Annotated in this window: 16 protein-coding genes and 1 pseudogene; 7 read left to right on the forward strand and 10 right to left on the reverse strand. The window is 67.6% G+C overall.

The window, feature by feature from the left end:
• Positions 1-536: 536 nt before the first annotated feature.
• A complete protein-coding gene (locus NS1_RS35670) occupies positions 537-971 on the forward strand; it encodes a DUF3151 domain-containing protein (RefSeq protein WP_062991733.1) in 435 nt (144 codons plus the stop codon).
• 25 nt (positions 972-996) lie between these two features.
• Positions 997-2,163 (forward strand): FUSC family protein, encoded by a 1,167-nt coding sequence (locus NS1_RS35675; protein ID WP_082844334.1) that lies wholly within the window; start codon positions 997-999, stop codon positions 2,161-2,163.
• Position 2,164: 1 nt separating this feature from the next.
• On the opposite strand, the gene NS1_RS35680 is transcribed toward NS1_RS35675, so the two are convergent.
• The 3 genes from NS1_RS35680 to NS1_RS35690 are packed head-to-tail and all read right to left on the reverse strand — an operon-like array spanning position 2,165 to position 4,474.
• A complete protein-coding gene (locus NS1_RS35680) occupies positions 2,165-3,019 on the reverse strand; it encodes a glycosyltransferase family 2 protein (RefSeq protein ID WP_062991735.1) in 855 nt (284 codons plus the stop codon).
• 40 nt (positions 3,020-3,059) lie between these two features.
• Positions 3,060-3,848 (reverse strand): site-2 protease family protein, encoded by a 789-nt coding sequence (locus NS1_RS35685; RefSeq protein ID WP_062991737.1) that lies wholly within the window; start codon positions 3,846-3,848, stop codon positions 3,060-3,062.
• Positions 3,845-4,474 carry a hypothetical protein gene (locus tag NS1_RS35690; RefSeq protein ID WP_084504760.1) on the reverse strand — a complete coding sequence of 210 codons (630 nt, stop codon included), beginning with the start codon at positions 4,472-4,474 and terminating at the stop codon, positions 3,845-3,847. Before NS1_RS35690 ends, NS1_RS35685 begins: the two co-directional genes overlap by 4 nt.
• A gap of 265 nt (positions 4,475-4,739) precedes the next feature.
• On the opposite strand from NS1_RS35690, the gene NS1_RS35695 reads away from it, so the two are divergent.
• The 3 genes from NS1_RS35695 (at position 4,740) to NS1_RS35705 (ending at position 7,494) form a co-directional block, all read left to right on the forward strand.
• Positions 4,740-6,029, forward strand: coding sequence for an adenylosuccinate synthase (locus tag NS1_RS35695; protein ID WP_062991741.1), 1,290 nt, complete (start codon positions 4,740-4,742; stop codon positions 6,027-6,029).
• Positions 6,030-6,265: 236 nt separating this feature from the next.
• Positions 6,266-7,147 carry a hypothetical protein gene (locus NS1_RS35700; RefSeq protein ID WP_255284819.1) on the forward strand — a complete coding sequence of 294 codons (882 nt, stop codon included), beginning with the start codon at positions 6,266-6,268 and terminating at the stop codon, positions 7,145-7,147.
• 53 nt (positions 7,148-7,200) lie between these two features.
• On the forward strand, positions 7,201-7,494 hold the full coding sequence (locus NS1_RS35705) for a hypothetical protein (RefSeq protein WP_062991744.1): 294 nt from the start codon (positions 7,201-7,203) through the stop codon (positions 7,492-7,494).
• Here NS1_RS35705 and NS1_RS35710 read toward each other — a convergent pair whose 3' ends face one another.
• The 3 genes from NS1_RS35710 to NS1_RS35720 all read right to left on the reverse strand — a co-directional run bounded on the left by NS1_RS35710 (position 7,495) and on the right by NS1_RS35720 (position 9,352).
• Positions 7,495-8,313, reverse strand: coding sequence for an alpha/beta fold hydrolase (locus NS1_RS35710; protein ID WP_062991746.1), 819 nt, complete (start codon positions 8,311-8,313; stop codon positions 7,495-7,497).
• A gap of 174 nt (positions 8,314-8,487) precedes the next feature.
• On the reverse strand, positions 8,488-9,051 hold the full coding sequence (locus NS1_RS35715; RefSeq protein WP_056824139.1) for a methylated-DNA--[protein]-cysteine S-methyltransferase: 564 nt from the start codon (positions 9,049-9,051) through the stop codon (positions 8,488-8,490).
• A gap of 37 nt (positions 9,052-9,088) precedes the next feature.
• Complete coding sequence (locus NS1_RS35720; RefSeq protein ID WP_056823347.1) at positions 9,089-9,352, reverse strand: hypothetical protein; 264 nt, start codon at positions 9,350-9,352, stop codon at positions 9,089-9,091.
• Positions 9,353-9,414: 62 nt separating this feature from the next.
• Between NS1_RS35720 and yczR the strand changes: the two genes are divergently transcribed.
• Positions 9,415-10,914 carry a MocR-like transcription factor YczR gene (yczR, locus tag NS1_RS35725; RefSeq protein ID WP_062991748.1) on the forward strand — a complete coding sequence of 500 codons (1,500 nt, stop codon included), beginning with the start codon at positions 9,415-9,417 and terminating at the stop codon, positions 10,912-10,914.
• Here the strand turns inward: yczR and NS1_RS35730 are convergent.
• Positions 10,901-11,272 (reverse strand): hypothetical protein, encoded by a 372-nt coding sequence (locus tag NS1_RS35730; RefSeq protein WP_062991750.1) that lies wholly within the window; start codon positions 11,270-11,272, stop codon positions 10,901-10,903. The two genes, yczR and NS1_RS35730, sit on opposite strands and share 14 nt — an antisense overlap.
• 78 nt (positions 11,273-11,350) lie before the next feature.
• Positions 11,351-12,448, reverse strand: a complete 1,098-nt coding sequence (locus NS1_RS35735; RefSeq protein WP_062991752.1) for a CaiB/BaiF CoA transferase family protein — start codon at positions 12,446-12,448, stop codon at positions 11,351-11,353.
• Between the two features lie 128 nt (positions 12,449-12,576).
• On the opposite strand from NS1_RS35735, the gene NS1_RS35740 reads away from it, so the two are divergent.
• Positions 12,577-13,059: a DUF456 domain-containing protein gene (locus tag NS1_RS35740; protein ID WP_062991766.1), complete on the forward strand. Its 483-nt coding sequence runs from the start codon at positions 12,577-12,579 to the stop codon at positions 13,057-13,059.
• 1 nt (position 13,060) lies between these two features.
• Here the strand turns inward: NS1_RS35740 and NS1_RS35745 are convergent, their stop codons facing one another.
• Both NS1_RS35745 and NS1_RS35750 read right to left on the reverse strand, forming a co-directional pair.
• Positions 13,061-13,909 carry an amidohydrolase family protein gene (locus NS1_RS35745; RefSeq protein WP_062991754.1) on the reverse strand — a complete coding sequence of 283 codons (849 nt, stop codon included), beginning with the start codon at positions 13,907-13,909 and terminating at the stop codon, positions 13,061-13,063.
• Between the two features lie 150 nt (positions 13,910-14,059).
• Positions 14,060-14,565, reverse strand: a pseudogene (locus tag NS1_RS35750) (pyridine nucleotide-disulfide oxidoreductase); the annotation flags it as partial.

The raw sequence follows: 14,565 nt of genomic DNA on the forward strand, positions 1-14,565 counted from the left end.
CCCTGTGCGCCTGCTCGAGGTCCATCCGCACCGGGGCCACCCGAGCGCTGCGGACCACCGGGCTGATCGCCCTGCCCCGCGGCAGGCGGCGTCCCACCGGAACGAGCGTCCTGCACGCGCGCGGCATCATCGGGCTGACGCGGCAGATCCCCGCGCCGAATCACCACCGTCTGGTCCGCACTCACCGGCGGCTTCGTCGCGCGGTCCGGCTCGGTGACCGACTCCGGTGCGCCGGGAGGAGACGCGGACGAATCGTCACGCTGGCCGGGCGCGCCGGGACCGGCAGACTCTGCTGCCGGGTTGTTCTCGTCGGTCGGGTCGGACACCTCTGTACCCCTCGCTCAGGCTCGAACGTTGCACTCTGCGCTCAGCCTAATGGGCACGGACGCCAAGCGGTCCCAAGTCTCGCGCGCATGGCCGTAGCTACGCCCGGCAAACGGCTCCGAGCCGGGTGCGCATCGCGGGAATGCGGCGCGTGGGGGAGCGCTGCGGCGGGCCGGTCGGCGCCCGTCGGACCCCCGGTGCACAATGAACCCATGACCTCCTTCGGTGACCTGCTCGGACCGCAGCCGGTCCTCCTTCCCGAACTGACCGACGCCGAAGACGCCATTGCCGCGGGCACCGACCCCGTCGAGGTCGTCGCGCAATACCCGGCCGCATCGATCGCATGGGCCCAGCTGGCAGAGGCCGCTCTGAAGCGCGCCGGTGGCGAGGTGAACCACGACACCGTCGCCGCGTACGCCTTCGCCCGCACCGGCTACCACCGCGGCCTCGACCTGCTGCGTCGCAACGGCTGGAAGGGTTTCGGCCCCGTCCCGTGGAGCCACGAAGCCAACCAGGGCTTCCTGCGCAGCGTCGGCGCGCTGGCGAGCGCAGCGAAGACAATCGGCGAGACCGAGGAGTACGCACGCTGCCTCGACCTGCTCGAAGACTGCGATCCGCGCGCGGCGAGCGAACTCGGCCTGGACTGAGTCAGTGGTCGGGTCCGAGTCGTAGGTGAGCGAACACAGGCCATTCGTCGCCGTCGCCACTCCGGTGGTCGCGGCCGCCAAGGTCAGCACCGTCGGCCGGTACCGGGCGTCGATCGAGCGCCTGCGGCTCTCGGCGGTCCCGATCATCCAGTGCGCGCTCGGCGCCGCGCTGGCCTGGTTCATCGCCCACAACCTCATCGGCCACGTCGAACCGTTCTTCGCGCCGACCGCCGCGGTGGTCTCCATCGGCGTCTCGTTCGGTGCGCGAGTGCGCCGGTCGGTGGAGCTGGTGGTGGGTGTCGCGGTGGGCATCGGCATCGGTGACCTGTTCATCGCCCAGGTAGGCACCGGTGTCTGGCAGGTGGCCCTGGTGGTCGGCGGCGCTATGTCGGTGTCGGTCTTTCTCGGCAGCGGCGCGCTCATGACGATCCAGGCTGCTGGTTCGGCCGTGCTGGTTTCGACCTTGAATCAGGCGCCCGGCGCGGGCCCCAACCGCATGATCGACGCCTTGATCGGCGGACTCGTCGGCGTGCTGATGGTCGCGCTGATCCCGCTGCATCCGGTGCGCCGCGCCCGCGAACATGCCGCCGACGTGCTGTCGGTGATGAGTAAATCGATGATCACCTGCGCCGAGGGCCTGCTCGAACAGAACTCGACGAAGGTGTCCGACTCGCTGTCGGCGGTGCGCGACACCCAGCCCAAGATCGACGCTCTCCGCGACGCGCTCGCGGGCGGCCGTGAGATCAGCCGCATCTCACCGCTGTACTGGAATTCCCGAAAACGCTTGGAACGCATCCACAACGCGGCCGACCCGCTCGACAACGCCGTCCGCAATACCCGTGTACTGCTTCGCCGTTCGCTCACCCTCGTCCGCGACGACGAGGTCCTCGATCCGCGCTTGATCGACCTTCTCGACCAGTTGGGCCACGCCACCGATGTGGTCCGCAAGATGATGCTGGCCGACCCGGGCGAACAACCCGATCAGGCCGAAGCCCTCAAGTCGGTGCGCAGCGTGGCCAAAGGCGCCCGCCCCGAACTCGTTGTCGGGGCGGGATTGTCGGCGCACGTGGTGTTCGCGCAGCTTCGTTCGATCGTGGTGGATCTGATGGTGGTGTGTGGGATGCAGCGCATCTCGGCGATCGCCCTGCTCCCACCCACCGTGCCGAATCCGTATGTGACGCCCGAGGAGTAACTCAGTCGCCGACGGGGGAAACGCGCGGGCGTCCCGAACGCAGCGAGAAACGCTTGCGATCGAAATCCCACGCCCGGTAGATCGGCCACTGCGAGGTGTGCATGATCCAGGCGCCGGTGATCACCGCGCGATGGAACGGCACGACGGCGTAGCCCTGGTTGGCGATGGTCTGTAGGCCGCGCAGCTGGTATTTCCACCACACGCTCGGCGGGGTCTTGCGGCGGCGTGCGGAGATCTCGGCCCGCAACGTCGGCAGCTGGTCGATGCGCAGCTTCGCCTTCGAGAGGCACAGCGCCAGATCGAGGTCTTCGTGCAGGTCACGGCGGGTGGTGGTGGCCGAACGCACCTGCTCCCACGCCGAGCGCCGGATCGCCATATTGGCGCCGTGCACATTGCCGACAGGCTGGCTCTTGATCAGCCCGAGCCGCTCCTGGCCGCCGATCGCGGCGGCGAGGAAGATGCCGATCGGGGAGTCGTGATAGGTGCTGATGCCGGTCACCGCCGTGGTGTCCGGGTGGGAGTCGAGGTGGGCGCGCACGGTGGCGCCCCACTCGGGGGAGACGAGGGTGTCGGCGTCGATGCGGCCGAGGATGTCGCCGCGCGCCTTGTCGAAACCGGTGTTGCGAGCGAACGCGACGCCGGGCTGCGGCTCGGAGATCAGTTCGATCTGGGGATGTCGAGCGGCTAGTTCGGCGACGATCTCGCGGGTGTTGTCGGTGCTGCCGTTGTCGACGACCACGATCTCATCGATCGCATCCTGGCTGACGAGGCGCTCGAGGCATGCGGCGATAACCGCTGCTTCGTCGAGTGTCGGGATGACGACGGACAGGACAGCGGACGATTCGGTAGAGCTCATACGCAATTTCCGTTCCAGGGTCGATTCTGACCCGAGGCTATCAACGCCAGAATCGGGTCAATTGGCCGCCGTACGCAGCCCACACCTCAGGTACCCCCGAGAGTTCGAACAATGCGTAAACACCGTTGAAGAACACCTGGTTGAGCGGCGTGAAGAAGATGACCGCGAACAGGATCAACATGCCGTACGGCTTGAACTGATCGAGTGAGCGCCGTGTCTGGTAGCTCAGCGACGGCTCGATGATCCCGTAGCCGTCCAGCCCCGGCACCGGAAGAACGTTCAGCAGAAACGCGGTGATCTGCAAAAACGCCAGAAAACTGAGCCCGCACCAGAACGCGGCATGCTCGGTGACCGATCCGAAAGCCCGGATCACGATCAGCAGCACCACCGCGCACAGCGCGTTCGACGCCGGCCCGACCGCACTCACCAGGCGCTGCACACTCGTCTTGAACCGTGTCGTGTCGACATACACCGCGCCGCCGGGCAAACCGATCCCGCCGAGCGCGATGAATACCAGCGGCAGGCCGATCGACAGCACCGGGTGGCTGTACTTCAGCGGATTCAGCGTGAGATACCCACGCACCTCCACCTCGTGATCGCCCGCTCGCCACGCCACGTACGCGTGGGAGAACTCGTGCAGGCACAAACTGATGATCCAGCCGAACACCACGAGCAGGAACACGCCGACCTTGGCGCGCACCGAGTCGATGTCGGCGTCCCAGGCGAGTGCACCGCCGCCCACGGTGACCAGCACGATCAGCAGGAAAACCGGGCTCGGCCGGACCGCGCTGTGCCCGGACCGCCGTTCCGACGGGAAGGAATAAGTCATCGCACCAGTAACCAGGGTTGTTCGAATCGATAGAACGTCGAGCGGGGAACGGTGCGTTCGGCGGTGATCCCGTCGCGGGTGACCACGGCCCGCGGGGTGCCGAGTTGGGCGGCGCGACCGGAAACCCAGGTGCGCTTACGCAGACCTTTACGCACTCGCGCGCGGACGCCGGGCATGGTCATCGTCGGCGAGATCAGCATCGTGGTGACCTTGCCGGTGAACAGCAGCGTGTCATCGACATAGGCTTCGCCTTCGAGCTTCTCGCCGTCGACGCCGGTGATGCTCGCGCGCCCGACCAGCACGGTGCCGGTGTCGTCGCGGATCAGCGGCGTCTCGATCGCCCGGCCCTCCACCGCTCGCTTGGCGGCGCCGTTCCCGGTTCCGGTCTGATAGACCCGCGAGGCGTAGGTGGTATCGACGGGCACGAAACCGACTTCGACGTGCAACCGCTCGGTGCGCATCAAATGGGTGAGCACGGCGGCGAGCGAGGCATCGGCGCCGAGCACGATCAGGCGCGGGAGGCTGTCGGCGGCCAGCACCGGCAGCAGCTCATCGATCACCGCGACATCGGGCACCCGCCCGGTCTGGGTATTGGGTAACGAGGAGAGGGCGATCGGGACCGGCATTTCACCGCATCGGAGAACGTGGGTACTCAAACTGCGGTACACCCTCCTCGGTCACGCAAACTCACTGCCGACTGGTAACCGTAACCGATCAGGGCAGGTGCGGTAGGGCGGGGTCGGCGCGCTCCGCAGGGCAGGTCGACAGGACCTGATCAGGCGTCGGCTAGACTGTGTCTCCGGCCGCCGCCTCAGTGTTAGACGCGCCAGCGTCTACGGCAGGTAGCTGCAGTGCCGCGTGCGCTGCCGTCGATCTGTAGGAGACTCCGAAATGCCGGCAATCGTCCTCATCGGTGCCCAATGGGGCGACGAGGGTAAGGGCAAAGCTACAGACCTGCTCGGTGAGCGGTTGCAGTGGGTGGTCCGATACCAGGGCGGCAACAACGCCGGTCACACGGTAGTTCTCCCCAATGGCGACAAGTTCGCGCTGCACCTGATTCCGTCCGGCATTCTCACCCCTGGTGTCAAGAACGTCATCGGTAACGGTGTCGTCGTCGATCCCGGCGTGCTGCTCGACGAACTCGCCGGTCTGGAAGAGCGCGGAGTCGATACCTCCGGCCTGCTGCTCTCCGCTGACGCGCACCTGATCATGCCATACCACGTGGCCATCGATAAGGTCACCGAACGCTTCCTCGGCAACCGCAAGATCGGCACCACCGGTCGCGGTATCGGCCCCTGCTACCAGGACAAGGTCGCTCGCGTCGGTGTCCGCGTGGCGGATGTGCTCGACGAGAAGATCCTCACCCAGAAGGTCGAGGCCGCCCTGGAGTTCAAGAACCAGGTGCTGGTCAAGATCTACAACCGCCGCGCGCTCGATCCGCAGCAGGTGGTGGACGAGGTGCTCGAGCAGGCCGAATCGTTCAAGCACCGCATCTCCGACACCCGGCTCGAGCTGAACCTGGCGCTCGAGCGCGGCGACGCTGTGCTGCTGGAAGGCTCGCAGGGCACGCTGCTCGATGTCGACCACGGCACCTATCCGTTCGTCACCTCGTCCAACCCGACCGCGGGTGGGGCCGCGGTGGGTTCGGGCATCGGTCCGAACAAGATCGACACGGTGCTCGGCATCCTGAAGTGCTACACCACCCGCGTCGGCTCCGGCCCGTTCCCGACCGAGCTGTTCGACAACTTCGGTGAGTTCCTGGCCAAGAACGGCGGCGAGGTCGGTGTCACCACCGGTCGTGCGCGGCGCTGTGGTTGGTTCGACGCGGTGATCAGCCGGTACGCCACCCGCGTCAACGGCGTGACCGACTACTTCCTCACCAAGCTGGACGTGCTGTCCGGCCTGGACACGGTGCCGATCTGCGTGGCCTACGAGGTCGACGGCAAGCGGGTCGAGCAGATGCCCACCACGCAGACCGGATTCCATCACGCCAAGCCGATCTACGAGGAGCTGCCGGGTTGGTGGGAGGACATCTCCCACGCCCGCACCTTCGAGGAGTTGCCCGCCAACGCTCAGGCGTATGTGCTGCGGCTCGAAGAGCTGTCGGGTGCGCGGATCTCGTGCATCGGAGTGGGTCCGGGTCGCGACCAGACGATCGTTCGCCACGACGTGCTCGCGTGATGTGAGACCGAAGAACTAACCAGGGGTCCGGTGCCGGTTTACGGCACCGGACCTTTGTTTTGGGCGGGGCGCCGGATATCGCCCCTGTTCAGGGCGATGCGCGCGAATCATGTTCATTCGCTATCGATTTGTGGCATCCCGCTGGCTAACGCTATCGTCGCGGGGCGACGCGCGGGGACGTGTCGTTTTCCTTGAACTGATGAGTGGGTGTCGGCGTGATCCGTCGGTCTGTGAATGTGAACTCTTCGACGGTGCGGCTGATCGCTCGTCCGGTTGTCGGGGTGCTGCCGATGGCATTGGCCGTGGCGTGTGCCGGTGTGGCTATAGCGGTGCCGCAGCCGGGCGTGAACGAGGTCCCGGTGCAGCCGGGTGTCACCACCGAGTCGCCCGCCGACGATGGCGGTCGCTCGGATCTGGCGAAGTTCGACGGTCCGGACTCACTCGGCCACCTGACCCCCGAGCGCCCGGAATCGCGCCCGGTGCCGGAGTACGCCACCCCGGCCCCGCCGATCGTCATCGAGGAACTCCACCTTCCCGAGCCGGTCGAGCCCGTCGTGCCGATCGCCCCGCCCGAGCGCACCCTGCGGATCGGCGATTTCACCAGCCCGGTCCCGGACGAGGTTCCCGACCACGTCCTCGACGGCGTCAACGGCAATGCCGCCGAAGTCGAGGCCGCGATCGCCACCCAAGGCCGCTCGGTCGGCATCAATCCGAGCCGCTCGGACAAGATCGCCGCGGCGACCGTCGGCGGCGCACTGGCCGGTGCCGCGATCGCGGGTGTTCCCGCCGCTGTCGTCGGCGCGGTCGGTGGTGGCCTCATCGGTGCGGGTATCGGTGCCGGTGTCGGCTTCGCGGTCGGTGCCGCGGGCACCGCGGGCGCCACCGCGATCCTCGCCGGAGCCGCGTCGCTTCCCACCGCGGGCGTCGGGGCCTTGCCGGCGATCGGCGCCGGATTCGCCGCCGCGTTCCCGATCGCCGCCGCGAGCACCGGCGTGGGTGCGGCCATCGGTGCGGCGGCGGGCGCCGCGGCCGGGGCCGCTGTTGTCGGCATTCCCGCAGCGGTCGCGGGCGCGGTCGCGGGTGGCGTGCTCGGCAGCGGTTACGGCGCCACTCTCTGACAGTCGAACGTTCGCCGGGTAGCGTCGAGACGGGTTTCGGAGGGAGGTGGACGATGGCGATGCGTGGTGCTTTCGCCGCGGCGGCGTTGCTCGCGCTGACGGTGCTACCGGGATGCGCCGCGCCGGACACCCCCACCCCCTCGCCCAGTACCGCCCCGGTGACTTCGGTGTTGCCGCCCGCGCAGACGCTGGCCCCCTCGCAACAGCGCAACGAGCGCATTCGCGGGATGCTCTACAGCGCCGGTTGTACGAGTAACAGCTGCGTTCAGGCCTACTTCGCCTGTATGGACGGTTACCTCACCGGTGAGCCGTGCCAGTTCTTCCGCGACCACCCACCGCCGCCCTGATCACCTTGTGCGGGTGAGGAATTCGCCGACAGCGGGGGCGAGAACCGAGACCTTCGGGTTGTGACTCACCCCGGGGAGCTCGGCGAACTCCGCCTTCGGCAGCACAGCGGCCGCGGCCTTCGAGCCCTTGATGAGCAGTGGCGCAGTGCGCTCGCCCGCGAGGACGAGCACCGGAACCTCGACACCCTGCCAATCGGCCGGATCCAGCTTCTTGCCCTGCATGTACGGCTTCATCACCGCCCAGTCGTGGGCTGTCGAATTCGAGGTTGCCGCAAGCGTTTTCCAGAACGGTGTCACCCGCATCGCCGCCACCATGAGCAACGGCATCCCCATCGCCTTGGTCATGTAGTAGCGCACGGTCTTCCCGCGCTCACCCGCGGCGATCATCGGATGGAGCTTGACTTCCAGATCTTTGGGCGGCACATGGCCTTTCGTGTCGACCACGAACGGGGGCTCGAAAGCCACCACCTCGGTGACGCCCGGTACCGACTGCGCGGCCAGCAGTGCGAGCGCGGCGCCGGAGGACCAGCCGAACAGCGCCGCCTTCCCGCCCTCGGCCTCGACCAGCGCCGCGATATCGGCGACCTCGTTGGCCGCGTCGTACACACCGGGAGAGTCCGTGCTGTCGCCACGCCCGCGCCGGTCGTAGTTCAGCACCGTCAGTCCGTAATCGTCGGCCAGCGCCTGCGCGAGTTCGACCATCGTCGGGAACTCGCGGTAGCTGAAGGCTCCACCGATCAGGATCACGGTCCCGGCCGTCCCCTCGCCGATCCGGTCGTAGGCAATCGTGGTGCCGTCGGCCGACGTCACAGTGTGCATGGGGAATTCCTCTCGATAACGGGCCGCCGCGCTCGACGGTACGCGATCGCCTCGACCGCAGGTCCGCGCGGGTTTCGCGGACCCGGCAGTTGACCACCGAGCCGGGCGAGTTCGATCTTGCTCGTTGAGACGGTGGCCGCCGAGAGAATTCATCGGTAGCGACCTGGACGCCGATCAGAACAACATCGGCTCGCCGAAGCCCGGCGTCCGTTCGATCTCCAACAGCCGCGCTTTGGTGCCGATCCCGCCCGGTGCCGAGAACCCGTGCAACGCGTGATCGGCCGCGAGCACCCGGTGGCACGGAATGATGAGCGGCACCGGATTGCGTCCCAATGCTTGCCCGACGGCTTGCGCGGAGCCTGGAGCGCCGATACGGCTCGCGATATCGCCGTAGCTGAGCGTGTGACCTGGGTCGATATCGCGCGTCACCGCGTACACCGCGCGATGGAATTCCGGCACACCCCGCAGATCCACCTCGATCCAGCGCAGCGAATCGAGCGCCCCGTCGAGGTGGGCGCGGATTCCCGCGATCGCCTCGACGATCACCGGCCCCGGCGCGCTCTCCGGCACCACGGACCCGTCGAACGGCCGCGTGATCCGCGCGAGGGTCTCCTCCTCGCTGGCCTCCGGCAGCTGGAACCGGACAACGGAATCACCGTGCCAGGCGATCGCGCACAGCCCGATAGCGGTGTCGAACAGTGCCGAGACCACCGTCTCGGTCTGCGTCGAGTCACTCATGATCACAGTGTGCGCCGACCCACCGACAAAGACACGCTCACGCGGCGAGCGACCCCGGCTGCGTGTCCGCCGAGCCATTGTTAAGGCCAGTTTCGGGTAACTGGACTGCCTTGTCGTCGACCTCGTGCGCCCGCATCGCATCGAGATCCCGGTAGAGCCGTTGCTCGTCGTAGGTGCCGAAAGCCCGGTCATGCGGCAGATATTGGAATGGCCAGAATGGCAGCTCGCCCTTCTTGGGCGAGAAGTGGTAGACCGCCAACCCGAAGGCAACGGCAACGGCGAGGGCGAGGAAAGTGGTCATGTCAGTAAGAATTCACCCACTGGCCTTGCTTAGAAATATCCACTTAGGGAATACTGGACTTTATGGCGACAAGAGTGATCGGCGCGGCAGGCTTGGCTCGCGACCTCGGCCGGTGGCGTGACCCGGAAACCGACGGCGATGCCGAACGTCGCCCGCACCGGCCCGCCTACCTGGCTTTGGCCGAGGCCATCCGGCTGCTGATCCACGACGGTCGCGCCCCGCTCGGCGTCGCGCTGCCCAGCGAGCGCGATCTGGCGGGCACCCTCGGCGTCAGCCGCACCACCATCACCTCCACGTATTCGCTGCTGCGTGAACACGGCTACCTGATCAGTCGCCAGGGTTCGCGCAGCACGGTCGCGCTACCGCCCGCGATCCAGCACGACGGCGCGAAGCCGAGCCGCGGCATCATGGCCCTGATGGCGCAGCCGGAACTGCCGACCATCGACATGACCTACGCCGCGATGCCCGCTTCGCCTGAACTGCACGATGCGTATTCCATCGCACTGCAAGGGATTCCGTCCTACCTCGGCACCCACGGCATGGACCCGGTGGGCATTCTCGCGCTGCGCGAAGCGCTGGCCCGCCGCTACACCGCCCGTGGTCTGCCGACGGAACCGGAACAGATCCTGGTGACTCTCGGTGCGCAACACGGACTTCGGCTGCTCCTCAACGTGCTCGCCTCGCCGGGCGCGCGAGTGCTGATCGAGCACCCGTCCTACCCGAACGCCATCGAGGCCATTCGCGATGTCGGCGCCCGCCCCATCCCGATCCCGCTCCGACCCGAATTCCCCGACGCCGGTTGGGATCTCGAAGGTCTGCGCAGCACCGCGCGGCAGACCGCGGCCACCCTCGCCTATTTGGTTCCCGACTTCAACAACCCCACCGGTCTGCTGCTGAACGCCGAAGGGCGCGCCGAACTGGCCGCCATCGCTCGTGACACCAGGATGACCGTCGTCGTCGACGAGTCGATGGGCGAACTGAACCTGTCGGACGCGACGATGCCCCCGCCGGTCGCCGCGTTCGCGAAAGGCTCCGAGATCGTCACGATCGGTTCGGCGTCGAAGTCGTTCTGGGGTGGCCTGCGCGTCGGCTGGATCCGCACCAATCAGCCCCTGATCGCCAAGCTGCTCGGCATCCGCTCCACCGTCGACCTCGGCACTCCGGTGATGGACCAGCTCGCCACCGTCCACCTGCTCGAGAATGCCGAACCGATCCTGGAGCGCCGCCGCGAACAGCTGCGCACCCAGCGCACCGCTCTGCTCGACGCTGTCGCCGAAGACCTCCCCGGCTGGCGCATCGCGGTCGGCGCGGGCGGTATGTCGGTGTGGGCCCAGCTGCCGAGCCCGGTCTCCACCGCGCTGGCCGCCACCGCCCCCAACCACGGTGTACTACTCGCCGCCGGACCACGTTTCGGCGTCCAAGGCGCCTTCGAACGTTTCGTCCGACTGCCCTACACCCATCCCGCGGCCGACCTGCGTATCGCCGTCAAATCCATCGCCGCCGCCTACGACGCCCTCACTCCGCGCGCCGCCGACCCACTCCAACCGCTCACCTGCTACTGAACGCGCACGGGTTGTGCCCGGTGGACGCGGGCTCCGGGCGCACGGTCTCGTACCCCGCCCCGAACATGAACAGCACCGCGAGCACCGAACCCACCGCGGTCAACGGCACCGCGACGGCGCTGCGTTCGGACGGATAGCGGAACAACAGCACCAGCAGGCACAGCAGCGAGATCGCGGCGGCCAGCAGTAGCCCGGTCGCGAGACCGTTCAGCACGGTCACCATCACCGGCACCGGCGCCTCGGTGTGGCAATGGGTTTCGGCGATCTGCGCTCTACGGGTGTCGAACAATCCCTCGGCCAGGATGAAGCACAGCACCGCGGCGCCGAAGGTGGTGACCGCGATGAGGGCGGCGAGCACCTTCGGTGGCGTTCGATCGGTTCGGATCCTCGGCCTGTCGTCGATAGTGGAAAACTTTACCGACGACAGGCCGACAAATCAGTCAGCCCAGACCGTTTCGATCGGTGTCGCGACATTCGGCGGGGGAGTGGGCGTGCCGCCCGGCGTGCGCGAGAACCGCGGCGCCGGCGCGTGCTGCACCACACCGTCGATCTCGATCAGGCCGGTACGGGCCACGATATGCGGGTTCTCGGTGGCCTCGGTGAAGGTCAGCACGGGCGTGGTGCAGGCGTCGGTGCCGTCGAAGATCGCGGCCCACTCGTCGCGGGTCTTCGTCAGGAACTTGTCGGTGAACAGCTTGCGCAGCTGCTCCTGACCGTTCGGGTCGATCTGCATCGGCAGACCTTCCGGATCGATCTCCAGCCCCGCCAGCAGCTCGGCGTAGAACTGCGGCTCGATCGCGCCGACGGCCATGTACTTGCCGTCGGAGGTCTCGTAGGTGTCGTAGAACGCCATGCCGGTATCGAGCAGGTTGGTGCCGCGCTCGTCGGACCACAGGCCGACCCCGCGCATGCCCCAGATCATGTGCGAAAGGGAAAGCGCCCCATCGACCATCGCGGCGTCGATCACCTGGCCCTTGCCGGAACTCTGCCGCTCCACCAGCGCGGCGAGCACGCCGAACACCAGGAACATCGAGCCGCCGCCGAAGTCACCGACCATGTTCAGCGGCGGTACCGGCCGCTCGCCCTTGCGCCCGATGGCATTGAGCACGCCGGTGAGCGAGATGTAGTTGATGTCGTGTCCCGCGCGATCGGCGAGCGGGCCGTGCTGGCCCCAGCCGGTCATCCGGCCGTACACCAGGCGCGGGTTGCGGGCCAGCACATCATCGGGCCCGAGGCCCATGCGCTCGGTGACGCCGGGACGGAAGCCCTCGAGCAGCACGTCGGCCTTCTCGACCAGGTCGAGGATCTTGGCGACGTCGGCGGGGTCCTTCAGATTCGCCTCGACGATCGTTCGCCCACGCCATTGCGGGCGCTCCATGAAGCCGGGCAGCTGGTTCGGGCGCTGCACGCGCACCACGTCGGCGCCGAGGTCGGCCAGTAGTAGCGCGGCGTGCGGGCCGGGCCCGATGCCTGCCAACTCGATGACCTTGATGCCCGCAAGGGGCCCCTGCTTGGCGGTGGACTCCGTGCTCACGCGGTGACCTCAGTTCGTTGTCGAACGGTATTGACACACTGACAATAGCGCTGGGGTGGCGGCTCGGGTAGAGCATGGGCGAGAATTCGCACGAGCGCGACTCGGCGCGGCAACGGGAGGACCCGGTAGTGGGCGTGTGGGGTGAGGTCCTTGTCGGCCTCGTCATTCTGGTCGGCATCGTCGGCGTGATCGTTCCGATTCTGCCGGGGGTGATCCTCATCTTCGCGGCGATCGCGGTGTGGGCGTTCATGACCGGCGGCGCGACGGCCTGGACAGTGCTCGCGGTCGCGACCGTCGCGCTGGTGCTCTCCGGCGTCGTGAAGTACACCTGGCCGGGAAAGCGGATGCGCGAAGCCGGGGTGTCGAACCGTGCGCTGCTGGTCGGTGGGGTGCTCGGGATCGTCGGCTTCTTCGTGATCCCGATCGTCGGCCTGTTCATCGGCTTCGTGCTCGGCGTCTACCTGGCCGAGCTGTACCGCTTGAAGACCAACGACCTGGCGTGGCCCGCGACGGTGCACGCGCTCAAGGGCGTCGGCCTGTCGATGCTGGTGGAGCTGTTCGGCGCGCTGATCGCCGCCGGCGTATGGCTCACCGGCGCGATGGTGAGCTGATCTATTCGATCACCGGCAGCGGGCGGGTGTGCTCGTCCGCACCGGGCAGTTGGTTGCGCGGGATCGGAATGGTCGGGTTCTCGGCACGCGGGAGCGGCACCGGCTCGCGGCGAACCGCGGGCAGCCGGTAGAACTCGCGGGCGTTGTCCTCGAGTACCGCGTGCATATCCGCGCCGACCACCTGGCAGATCAGGTCCACATCGCGCTCCTCGAACGGTCTACCGGCGCGCGTGCCGGGCAGATCGCTGCCGAACATCAACGCACCCGGGTTGACCGTATGGATGCGACGCAGGGTCTCGGCCACATCCATCTCGACTCGCCCGAACCCGGTCGCCTTCACCCTGGCGCCGCGGTCGACCAGGTCGAGCAGGTACGGCAGACCCTCCTCGGACATACCGAGATGGTCGATCGAGAGCGCGGGCAGTTTCGAGATCACCGGTTGCAGCGAGGCCAACATCTGACCGTCGATGTAGAGCTCGACGTGCCAACCCGCCAGTTCGTGCGCGCGCAACGCCTGCAACGTCATCTCGGTGATGTCGGCGGCGGCGCGCTTGAGATTGAACCGCAGGGCCCGCACGCCGGCGCGGTCCAGCTCGAGGATCTCGTCGTCGGTGGCATCGAGATCGAGACGGGTCACGCCGACCCAGTCGGGACCGAGCGCGGACAGCGCTGCCTTCAGATACGTCTGATCAGCGCCTTGGAAAGACGCGCTGACGACAGCACCGCCGCGAACCTCGAAGTGCGCCATACGCTTTCGATAGTCATCGATCACGTAGGGCTCGGGTAGATAGCCTTCGTTCTCGATCAGCGGAAACCGCGGATCGATGATGTGGACGTGGGCATCGAACACCAGTACAGAATGCCTTATCTCTGCGGCGCGAGCGCGCTCAACGTCGCGCCCCCACTAGGACGGGACCACCGAAACCCCGAGTTCTGCCATCACAGCAAGCCCAGCCCCACATCCCGGCCGCGAACACGCGCGCGCCAGCGCGCCAAAAACTCAGGCCTTGTTCGGCTCGGACGCGCGCAGCATGTCCTCGCGCTCGACGACCTTCACGCGCTCACGGCCTTCGGGCTCGCCGAGGGCGCGCTCGTGGGCGTCGAGGCGGTACCAGCCCGCCCACGTGGTGAACGGGATGCCCTTGCCCTCGAGGAACTCGGTGACGGCGTCGAGCTCGGGCTTCGGCGCGGGGGCGAAGCCCTTGGCGTCGTCGAGCAGGCAGGCGATGGTCTCGTTGGCGTCGCCCTTGGTGTGGCCGATGAGGCCGACCGGGCCGCGCTTGATCCAGCCGGTCACGTAGGTGGCAGGCATGAACCGGGCGTCGCCCTCGGCGGTGTCGTCGGAGATCACGCGACCGGCCTCGTTGGGCACCGTGCCCGCCTGATCGTCGAACGGCAGCTGGGTGACGTTCTGCGACAGGTAGCCGACGGCGCGGTACACGGCCTGGATGTCCCAGTCGGTGAAGTTGCCGGTGCCCTTGACGTTGCCGGTGCCGTCGAGCTGGG

Origin of the sequence: Nocardia salmonicida NBRC 13393 (assembly GCF_001613085.1) — a bacterium.
GTDB classification, from domain to species: Bacteria; Actinomycetota; Actinomycetes; order Mycobacteriales; family Mycobacteriaceae; genus Nocardia; species Nocardia salmonicida.